Source organism: Chitinimonas sp. (genome assembly GCF_041904975.1).
Taxonomy (GTDB): Bacteria; Pseudomonadota; Gammaproteobacteria; order Burkholderiales; family Chitinimonadaceae; genus Chitinimonas.
In genome coordinates, this window is sequence record NZ_JAYRLZ010000380.1 from 1 (window position 1) to 3,131 (window position 3,131).

General features: G+C 57.0%; 5 protein-coding genes. All 5 read right to left on the reverse strand.

What is annotated here, in order from left to right; all coding sequences use genetic code 11:
• Positions 1-419 (reverse strand): PhoU domain-containing protein (locus ACE3OH_RS21085; protein WP_374357853.1); only part of this gene is annotated, 419 nt, incomplete at its 3' end.
• A 99-nt stretch (positions 420-518) separates the two neighbouring features.
• The gene (gene rpiA, locus ACE3OH_RS21090) at positions 519-1,175 is read right to left on the reverse strand and encodes a ribose-5-phosphate isomerase RpiA (RefSeq protein ID WP_374357856.1); all 657 of its coding nucleotides are present in this window, start codon (positions 1,173-1,175) and stop codon (positions 519-521) included.
• Positions 1,176-1,232: 57 nt separating this feature from the next.
• Positions 1,233-1,841, reverse strand: coding sequence for a MarC family protein (locus ACE3OH_RS21095; RefSeq protein ID WP_374357859.1), 609 nt, complete (start codon positions 1,839-1,841; stop codon positions 1,233-1,235).
• A gap of 37 nt (positions 1,842-1,878) precedes the next feature.
• Positions 1,879-2,229, reverse strand: a complete 351-nt coding sequence (locus ACE3OH_RS21100; protein ID WP_374357862.1) for a RidA family protein — start codon at positions 2,227-2,229, stop codon at positions 1,879-1,881.
• Positions 2,230-2,298: 69 nt separating this feature from the next.
• Positions 2,299-3,131: transposase (locus ACE3OH_RS21105; protein WP_374357865.1), on the reverse strand; the 833-nt coding region annotated here is incomplete at its 5' end.

Here is a 3,131-nt window from a genome sequence, read left to right on the forward strand (position 1 = left end):
AGCGCCGTGCGCAACATGCCCAGGGCCAGATCGGACTGATAGGTCAGGTCGGACAGGCGCGGCACGCTGATCTTGCCGGCCTCATACAAATTGCGCGAACGGCGAGCAATCTTGGCGGATTTGTCGCCAATACGCTCCAGATCATTCACCACCTTGATCACCGTCAGCACCATGCGCAGATCGCTGGCAGCCGGCTGGCGACGGGCAATGATATGCATGCAGTCATCGTCAATTTCCACATGCAGCGCGTTGACGCGGTCTTCCGACTCCAACACCTTGTTGATCAGTTCCGGATCGCCATTTTGCAACGTCAGCATGGCATCACGGAACTGCTCCTCGACCAGGCCCGCCATCGCCAGAATCTTGCCGCGAGCGGTTTCCAGCTCGGCATCAAACTGCTTGGAGATATGCTCTGACATATTTTTCTTCCTATCTTGAACCGGTGGCGAATGTACAACGCGCCCTAGCTTGGCACGACACGCCAGTCACGCCAAACGAATTTTCCATGACAAATCGGCCTACTTGAAGGTTTGCACGCCACTGCTGCTGCCCAGCAACAACACATCGGCATGCCGCCGCGCGAACAAGCCATTGGTCACCACCCCGACGATCTGGTTGATTTCACCCTCGAGCTTGCCTGCTTCGCTGATCGACAGGCCATGCACATCAAGAATGATATTGCCGTTGTCAGTCACCACCCCTTCGCGATAGACCGGCCTGCCGCCCAGTTGCACCAGCTCACGGGCCACATGGCTGCGCGCCATCGGGATCACCTCGACCGGCAGCGGAAACTTGCCCAGCACCTGCACCAATTTGGTCTCATCGGCGATACACACGAACTGCTCGGCCACGGCGGCCACGATTTTCTCGCGCGTCAGCGCGGCGCCGCCGCCCTTGATCGCTTGCAGGTAATGATTGATTTCGTCAGCGCCATCCACATAGACCGGCAGGCGATCGACGCCATTGAGATCGAACACCGCGATACCGTGGGACTTCAAGCGGGCAGCCGAGGCCTCCGAGCTGGCTACTGCGCCTTCAATGCGCCCTTTGATCTCCGCCAGGGCGTCGATGAAATGATTGGCGGTCGAGCCAGTGCCCACGCCGACCACACTGTTGTCAGGCACAAAGGCAATGGCAGCACGGGCAGCCGCCCGCTTCATATCGTCAAGCGTCATGGAATACTTCTCCGGCAAGGTTGAAAACAGTAGGTGGCCAAGCAGCTGCAGTCAGGCTCAGCCATGACCTATTTGATGAATGAATTTCTGGATTCCGGCGAGCAGCATTTCGATGGCAATGGCGGTCAGGATCAACCCCATCAGGCGCTCGAATGCCATGGTGACCTGCTCGCCAAGAAAGTCGGCGATCTTTTCGGCAAAGCCAAGCACGACGGCAGACACCAGCATGGCAACCGTCAGCGCGGCAATCCACTCCCACATGCGATTGGGTTCGCGCGATACCAGCAGCAGCACCGTGGCGATGGCCGAAGGGCCGGCAATAAACGGGATGGCCAGCGGAACCAGGAAGGGTTCGCCATGTACCTGATGGCCGAACGAACCCTCCGGATGCGGAAACACCATTTTCAGGGCAATCAGGAACAGAATCACGCCGCCGGCAATACCCAGCGAGGTGTCGGTCAGGTGCATCAGGTCCAGCACCTTTTGCCCGCATAGCAAAAAGAACAACAGCAATAGAAACGCAAAAAACACTTCACGGATGATGATGCGGCGTCGGCGCGCCGGATCAACCTGTCGCAGCAAGCCGATAAACAGGGGGATATTACCCAGTGGATCGGTTACCAGAATCAACAGGATGATGGCGGAGGTGAAGGAGGAGGTTTCCATAGCCTACAGCATAGATCGAAAACGGAAATGACCCGGACTACAAGGCCGCAACAATCTTGATTTCAACCTTGTATTGCGGGCTGGCAAGCCGGGACTCAACCGTGGCACGGGCCGGTGTGTGGCCCTGGGCAACCCAATCGGACCATGCTTCATTCATTGCATCGTAGTCAGCAATATCGGCCAGCCAGATTTGCGCGGTGAGAATCTTGGTCTTGTCGCTGCCCACTTCGCCGAGCAAACGGTCGATCATCGCCAGGATTTCCATGGTCTGCGCCTTGGCATCCTGCTCCAGGCTCTGGTCGGCGACCTGCCCTGCCAGGTAGACCGTATTGTTATGAACGACGATCTCGGACAATCGTGGACCAATGTGATAGCGCTGAATGGACATAGTCTTCCTTTACTGCAAATAGCAAACAAAAAGGGCGGCAATCGCCGCCCTTTGCGAACCAAACCGACATTATGCCAGCGCTACACCGCGCAGACGCAGCGAAAACTCGCGCAGTGCCTCGATACCACTCGCTTCGGCGCGCGCACACCAGTCCTGCAGCTGCTTGAGTAGCTGTTCCTTCGAACTGGAAGAGCGCTCCCACAAGGCGGTCAGCTCCTGGCGCATATGGTAGACGGTGTCCAGCACCTTTGATTGCGCCAACAAGGCGTCAAGCTTTGCCTGTTCGTCCTGCGGCGTATCCTTACGATCCTGCTTGAGCCAGCGCTTCATTGCCCGACCCGGGTTGAATTCAAACTGCGGCCTATTCGGCGCCCTGTCGCGCAAGGCCTCAAGTTCCAGCGTTACCGTAGCGCGCAGTTGACGGGCATAACTTGCCGCAATTTCATAGCGATTGGAAATGATCGCTTGCAGGGTGTCGAAGTCTGCCTCGGCCTTAGGGGTGATTACCTTTACCGCCGGCGCTACGCGCCGCACCGTTGCCAGGCCCAGCGTTTCCAGAATGCGGATATACAACCAGCCAATATCGAACTCCCACCATTTATTCGACAGCTTGGCTGACGTACCGAAAGTGTGGTGGTTGTTATGCAATTCCTCTCCGCCAATCAAAATGCCCCAAGGCACGATATTGGTGGAAGCGTCTTCATTTTCGAAATTGCGATAGCCCCAGTAATGACCAATGCCGTTGATGATGCCGGCTGCAGTAACCGGAATCCAGATCATCTGCACTGCCCAGATCCAGATGCCGTTGGCGCCAAATAGAACGCCATCGATGATCGCCATCAGTGTTACGCCCCAGACGCTGTGCTTGGTATAGAGATTGCGCTCGAGCCAATCATCCGGCG